General features: G+C 52.1%; 6 protein-coding genes. 4 read left to right on the plus strand and 2 right to left on the minus strand.

Annotation, left to right across the window (positions count from 1 at the left end):
- The first annotated feature begins 90 nt into the window (after positions 1-90).
- Positions 91-426 (plus strand): tetratricopeptide repeat protein, encoded by a 336-nt coding sequence (locus ACR0J8_RS23725; RefSeq protein ID WP_480892709.1) that lies wholly within the window; start codon positions 91-93, stop codon positions 424-426.
- Between the two features lie 123 nt (positions 427-549).
- Here the strand turns inward: ACR0J8_RS23725 and ACR0J8_RS23730 are convergent, their stop codons facing one another.
- Positions 550-1,335 carry a DEAD/DEAH box helicase family protein gene (locus tag ACR0J8_RS23730; RefSeq protein WP_480892711.1) on the minus strand — a complete coding sequence of 262 codons (786 nt, stop codon included), beginning with the start codon at positions 1,333-1,335 and terminating at the stop codon, positions 550-552.
- 191 nt (positions 1,336-1,526) lie between these two features.
- Positions 1,527-3,368 (minus strand): adenylate/guanylate cyclase domain-containing protein, encoded by a 1,842-nt coding sequence (locus ACR0J8_RS23735; protein WP_480892714.1) that lies wholly within the window; start codon positions 3,366-3,368, stop codon positions 1,527-1,529.
- Positions 3,369-3,580: 212 nt separating this feature from the next.
- On the opposite strand from ACR0J8_RS23735, the gene ACR0J8_RS23740 reads away from it, so the two are divergent.
- The 3 genes from ACR0J8_RS23740 to ACR0J8_RS23750 form a co-directional block, all read left to right on the plus strand.
- Positions 3,581-4,435: a CE1 family esterase gene (locus tag ACR0J8_RS23740; protein WP_480892717.1), complete on the plus strand. Its 855-nt coding sequence runs from the start codon at positions 3,581-3,583 to the stop codon at positions 4,433-4,435.
- A gap of 86 nt (positions 4,436-4,521) precedes the next feature.
- The gene (locus ACR0J8_RS23745) at positions 4,522-5,343 is read left to right on the plus strand and encodes a class I SAM-dependent methyltransferase (protein WP_480892720.1); all 822 of its coding nucleotides are present in this window, start codon (positions 4,522-4,524) and stop codon (positions 5,341-5,343) included.
- A 187-nt stretch (positions 5,344-5,530) separates the two neighbouring features.
- A partial coding sequence (locus ACR0J8_RS23750; protein ID WP_480892721.1) for an adenylate/guanylate cyclase domain-containing protein occupies positions 5,531-6,641 on the plus strand: 1,111 nt, incomplete at its 3' end.

Here is a 6,641-nt window from a genome sequence, read left to right on the forward strand (position 1 = left end):
CCACATCATGCTCTGAACATGCGCCCACCTGTGCCTGAAACCTTATTAGAGAAACCTCAATTTAGTGGTGCCGAACGAGGGGGCTAGACAATGGCCATTAAACTTAGTCCCAACGATCCCTTGTTATGGACGTTCTATGTCAACAACGCATCAGCTCACTATCAATTGAAAGACTACAAGCTTGCAGAACACTGGGCGGGCAAAGCCGTTAGAGAAAACGAGCGTGAGTATTGGCCAAACTTGTTCCGAGCAGCAGCACTGGCGCAACAAGACAATTTAGATGAAGCCCGCGCAGCCGTTACCAAAGCTCTTGCTCTCAACCCCGAATTCTCGCTGTCATTCGTCGCCCAAAGTTTGCCCGGCTACAATCAAGACTACTTTGAACATTTGGTAGAGGGGCTGCGAAAAGCCGGAGTGCCGCAGTGACCGGTTTGGAGTAGTCGACATTTTCTGCAACGAGCATGACTGACCGGTCGCAGCCCAAAACGGACCTTCGCAACCAAGCTTTGCAAATTCCGAAATGCCAACCGAACAGACCTTTGTCCGAGACTACACCCGATACCAGTTTTCAACTTCTCGGGCGGCTGCTTCGGCTGTAAAAGTAGTCTCTACCTCTGCGATTGCGTACTTTACTTCGTCTGAGCTAGCACTGAGTTCTAAGACGTTCGCATTCAGGTCATGGGCTGACCCGGCATCTGAAAAAATCGTATCGACCGCAATTCTGACGACGTTTCGGTGTTGCAGCAGGTGCTCAAAAAACCGGACATAGATCGCCTCCTCATACGGAGAATGGATGTCCACCTCAGAGACTAAGCCCAACTCCGCAGCCTTGGCGCATGTCTGGCGCCAAGCCAGTTCCATTGTGGATGGTGGCGCGTCCCTAGCCTCATCAGGATGTCTGGGGTTCGCAAATGTAGATCTTCGAATAGCTTCGAGATTGGCACGCAAGCCCTTTGTAGGAACCGGATACATGAATGTGGTTTCCTCGGAAGCTAAGGCAGGCTCAATCTGATCGGGCTGCGTCTGGATGAACTCTGAAAACCTGTTTCCGATGATAGGGACTTCACCGACAATCATGCCTGTGGGGTCGGTATTCTCCGCCAGCCATCGCGTCAGTGCTCTCCGCCCCCACAGCCCGGCTGCCTTTCGGATCAACGGATGAGTTCCATCCGAAACATCCGGATACCTCGCGAGTATATCTTCGGTTTGAAACGCCGCGAGCCCCGTATCCCAACGCATGATATGCACACGACGTCCCAAGGAGATCGCAATGGATATCTGCTGACGCAACAGGAATGACTTTCCAGATGCCGGTAATCCAGTGAAGAAAACCATGCGGCAACGACGTGCAGCGTTCGCCAAGTGTCTTCCAATCTCTGTGTCCGCAAAACTGTCCTTAGAAATAACGAATCTCCTAATTCGGTGTCGGCAACAGCGTTAGGTAGCAAGCGCAACTTGGTTCCAGAACCGCTACAAACATTCTATGCCCGCCATTCTGAAGGCGATGTTTGCAAGCAATCTCGGCGTTAGTTCTCTGAAACTTCAATACCGGCAATCCGAAGCCCACCCATAATCTTTTCGATCAGCTCCGTTGGCATTCCACGTGCTCGATACGGTGCGCGTGGATCGTCAAGAAACTCCGGGTGTTCGTTTTGCAAGCGTCGCGCCATCTCTTGCGCCTTTTGTTGCTCGCCGTCCAAAGCATAGCTTGCAGTCAGGCTTGCCATCGACATGGTGGATTTCGGCGTACCCCAGCTCAAGATGACTTTTTGTGCTTCATCATAATTGCCTTGCAAGATCGCGTGCAGCGCCCAAGCGTTGTTGTAGCCAGGATGAAGTTTGGGGTTGAGGTCTTTTGCGCGGGAAATCCACTCTTTACCTTTTTCAAACTCGCCGGAGTAAGCAAGAAAGATACCCAGATCCGCGAGGATCCAGGAATCATTGGGACTAAGCTCCGTGGCGTTCTTTGCGTGTTCAAAGAAGATCGCCTTGTCTTCTCCCGTCATTCTGCTGAGGATTGCCAGGGCGTAGTGCGCATCCGCATTGTCCGGGTCTTCCTCAAGTGCACGTGTGGCGGCGTCTCGGGCCTTATTTGCCCAATCCGGATCGGTGTCGAATGATCGTTTCTTAGACTCGAGATAGTTAAAGGCCAATCGCGACCAAGCAAGAGAGTAACCAGGTTCTTCCTTCACGGTTCGCAGTAGACAGTCCCGAGCCTTGCGATGCGTTTCAATGCTGAAACTTTGATAAAACCAGAATCCCAACAGATAGCATTCATAGGCTTCCAGGTTTTCCGGTGCCTTGTCGCGGATAGCCTGCTGTACAGAAGCGTTGAACAACGGGGCATCGCTTGAGCCGATTTGCGAGGCGACCTTTCTTGCAATCTCAACCTGGATATCCAGGACATTTGCGATGCTTAGGTCCATATCAAAGGGGCCCGGCGGCGTGAGTTGACGGCAAGTCCTTGCATTGATGAACGTAGTTGTCACCCGCAGTTTCGAGTCAGACCGTTGGGCCGTGCCGCCAAGTATGTAATCGGCCCCTAACGCATCCCTGATCGCTTCGCAATCTTTCTGACTGCTGAAGTCGGCGCCAGCTTCGGGAGCTATAACAAACAGGTTTGAGAACTTCGCCAACAAGGCGTTAAGATCACGCGTCAAACCTTCAGCGAAATACTCGTCTTCCTTGTTTTCCCCGATTGTTTCAAAAGGTGTAATGACAATCCGCGCACCTGACGGAAGGTCGCGCGGATCATCTCTTCCAAAGACAAAAAAAGCTGAAATCGCGGTAACTGTGGCGACAACAGCCGTCGCGGCAGTCCATCGGATCGCTGCGCTGCGCTTGGGTTTGACCGCAAGTTCCGGAGGCCAGGTCCAAACCTCGACCTTATTGGCGATATTCTTCAATTCATGGGCGCCAGCATGCGCAAATTCCGCGTCCACCTTTCCCGAAAGTTGATCGGCAACTGCTTTGGAAACACAAATGCCTCCGGGCGGTGCGGTTGCTTCCAACCGAGAGGCAATGTTGATGCCGTCTCCCAGCAGATTATCGCCATCTGCCACGACGTCACCGAGATGTATTCCGATACGAAGGTTCATGCGCCCTTTTTCCGGCAGATCGAGGTTGCGAGCTTTCAGTTCTCTTTGAATTTCCAATGCACAGCGGGACGCGTCCGTTGCACTTGTGAATTCAGCGATGACGCTGTCACCCGCGCTGCCGAACACGCGACCACCATAGTTTGAGATGAGGTCATCAATGAGTTTTCGGTAGCTCTTTAGGGTGGTAATCGTGCCCTCTTCATCACGCCCGATCAGGCGTGAGAATGCCACAAAATCCGCAGCCAGAATGGCGGTTAGACGGCGTTCCATAAGTCCCCCCGTACCACTTTAATGAAAGTTACCTGGGTTCTCGAACAAAATCTAAGTTCTTACCCAAGCTCATAACTACTCATTTGGAAAGAGATCGACCGGCCAACTTTGCCTAAACTTCAGATAGTTCACAAACGCTTGGCCGCTGCCTTCGGAGATGCGCAACGCTGTGCTATGATTTTCTGTGACCTAACCACAAAGGTACACTTTTGATGCGACCCAAAACGCGCAATCGCATTTTGACGCTCAGTATTGTCATTGCTGTTATTGCTGCAAGTCAGAAAGAGGCCTTTGCCTCGGACGGAGAGTGTGGCGCGCCAGATGCACCTTGCACACTGGAAGGCGGTGAGTACTACGTGGCCCTACCAGATGTTCCGGATGAACCGCCTTCCGTCATTTGGTTGCACGGTTATGGACGGTCTGGGAAAGGGATGATCCAGAACTCCGCCTATGTCGATCCTTTCATCCGGCGCGGCTACGCTGTGATTATGCCGAGCGGGCAGCCCAGTATTAATAGCAAAGACCTCGATTGGGGTGTGGCTGACGGGTATGATCTGGCGCGCGATGATGTCTCCTTTGTCGGCGCAGTTCGCGCCGACGCGGTGGAGCGCTTCGGTATAGACCCGTCGAGAATACTGATCGCAGGTTTCTCCCGCGGTGGTTCGATGGTCTGGGACATTGCGTGCCAAGCGCCAGAGATGGCAAGAGGCTTTGCCGCTGCGGCTGGAGCATTCTGGGAGCCCATGACCACTGAGTGCGATGCGCCAGTTCACCTATTTCACGTACATGGCTTCAAAGACCGAATGGTGCCGTTCGAAGGCCGACAGCTGACATGGGAGGGTGTTGATTTTCACCAGGGTAACGTCATGAAGGGCTTGGATGTCTGGCGCCGCGAGAACGCCTGCTTCGGTAGCGCGGAAAACAGCTTTGGCGATGACGACTCGATGCAGAAGGACTGGATGGATTGTGAGGCAGGCTCGATCCGGCTGAAAGTCACCAAAGGTGGACACGGCGTGCCGGAGGGCTGGCGGGACGCGGTGCTCGATTGGTTCGAAGCTCTACCTTGAACATTTGAGTGCCCTTATACCCTTCGGTTGCTTTGGTCGTAGATGAATTCAGTAGCACCCGACTTGTTTGATGAAAGGGTGGGAAAATGAAAGAACAGGTTTCCGATCACTATGGTCGCAGCCGCAGACTGATCGACCAAATAGCTGATCGCCTGAAGGCCGCGGGCGTTGACCCGAAGAAACTGTGCGCCGCTGATTTTGAGCCTATCGATGAGTTCCATTTTCGAGGCAGACAGGCGACTTTGCAGTTGCTGGAGCAACTTGAGCTTACACCAGGCGCGAATGTGCTTGATATTGGTAGTGGACTGGGTGGGGTCAGTAGAACAATTGCCGAGGAAGCAAAGGCCAAGGTAACAGGCATAGATCTGACGCCAGAGTTTTGCGACGCAGCTAAAACCATTTCTGATTGGGTCGGTCTCAGTGAACAAACCACGTTTATTCAGGGAGATGCAACAAAGCTGCCATTTTCGGACAGCAGTTTTGATGGCGCGGTAACTGTCCACGTTGCAATGAACATCCCGGACAAGCTTGCGGTGTACAAAGAGGCCCACCGTGTCCTGAAGCCGGGAGCACGATTTGGAATTTATGACATTCTACAGGGCGAAGGTGGTGACGTCGTTTATCCGACGCCATGGGCTATGGACGCCTCGATCAGTTATCTCGCAACCCCGAAAGAAATGGTCGGCTTTCTGCAAGATGCGGGTTTTAAGGTATTGGATGAAGAAGACTCGACGACTGAAAGTTTTGAATGGCTTAAGGCGAGAATTTCGAAGCCCAAGTCTGATCGCAATATGCCTGTTACGACACAGGTTCTCTTTGGGGACATCGCCAGCGATATGGTTCAGAACCAACTTCTTGCTCTGGATGAACGTCGGTTATTGACATACCGCTTCATTTGCATGGCCTGATGCGATTGTTGCATCGACGCTCGAAATAGTCATTCTCTGCGGAGTGCGGATTGGCTGATGGCAGCCCGAAGCAGACATTCACAGTCACGCTTTTCAGTTTTGCACTAAGCCATTCACTAGGACATGCGCGACGTTCAGAAAATCATGTTGTCTTTTCCAAGCAGCGTAATTTGCGCTACCAATAGACATGAATGGAGACCGCAGACTTTCCGCAGTACTCTCGGCCGATGTAGTAAACTACTCAGGCCAGATTAAGGCAGATGAAAATAGGACTCTCAGCGAACTTCGTGTTCTACGTCGAGAGTTATTTGATCCTTTGGTTAGCGATCATCGAGGTAATGTCGTTAAGAGGATGGGTGATGGATGGATAGTCGAGTTTAACTCGGTATCTGATGCAGTACGATGCGCCCTTGATCTTCAAAGCCAGGTGTCAACTCAGTCCTCATTGAAACTACGAGTGGGCGTGCATCTTGGAGATGTCGTATTCGACGACGATGACATTTTCGGCGATGGCATCAATCTGTCTGCACGTCTACAAGAGGCTTCCAACGAAGGGGCTGTGTTAATTTCAGATGTCGTCCATCGCAGCCTTGACGAGCGCCTCGCTGAGCAATTTTATCGCGCTGGAGAGCGACAGTTTAAGAACGCGCCGTCACCAATAGAAGTTTTCCAATGGTCGCCGCCAGGTTCTGCCCCACCGCGAGTAACTCCGGCTAGCCATACAAAGTCTCTGCTAATCGGCGTCTTACCTTTCGATAATCTTTCTTCTGACCCCGATCAGGAGTTTTTTGCAGATGGAATTACCGAAGAGATCACCACCACTTTATCAAAACTCCCGAATTTACTGGTCGTCGCGCGTAACTCTACATTCGTCTACAAAGGTCGCTCCGTTGACGTGAAACAGGTCGGTCTGGAGCAGGGTGTCGATCTTGTTCTTGAGGGAAGTGTCCGTCAAAGCGGTAACCGGGTGAGGATCACAGCACAGCTAATCGATGCAAAGTCCGGCATGCATATTTGGGCAGACCGCTATGATCGCCTCATTGAAGATGTATTCGAAGTTCAGGATGAAATCGCACTTAGGATTGCAACCGAGCTTCAAGTCGAACTGTTGGCGGGAGAAATGGCTCGTTTCAGAGGATCCGGCACAAATAACCTAGGCGCGTGGACTGCTCAACTAAAGGCCGTTGAGGCTTCGCGCAGAATTACCAGGGAAGCTCAGGCCGACGCTCGCCGATTTGCACAACAGGCAATTGCACTCGACCCGGGTTACTCGGCTCCGTATTGTACTTTGGGATTCA

Source organism: Ruegeria sp. N11 (genome assembly GCF_056531525.1).

Coding starts and splice junctions, on each gene's coding strand:
- ACR0J8_RS23725 (WP_480892709.1), top strand. CDS start 91: ATGGCCATTAAACTTAGTCCCAACGATCCCTTGTTATGGACGTTCTAT.
- ACR0J8_RS23735 (WP_480892714.1), bottom strand. CDS start 3,368: ATGGAACGCCGTCTAACCGCCATTCTGGCTGCGGATTTTGTGGCATTC.
- ACR0J8_RS23740 (WP_480892717.1), top strand. CDS start 3,581: ATGCGACCCAAAACGCGCAATCGCATTTTGACGCTCAGTATTGTCATT.
- ACR0J8_RS23730 (WP_480892711.1), bottom strand. CDS start 1,335: ATGGTTTTCTTCACTGGATTACCGGCATCTGGAAAGTCATTCCTGTTG.
- ACR0J8_RS23745 (WP_480892720.1), top strand. CDS start 4,522: ATGAAAGAACAGGTTTCCGATCACTATGGTCGCAGCCGCAGACTGATC.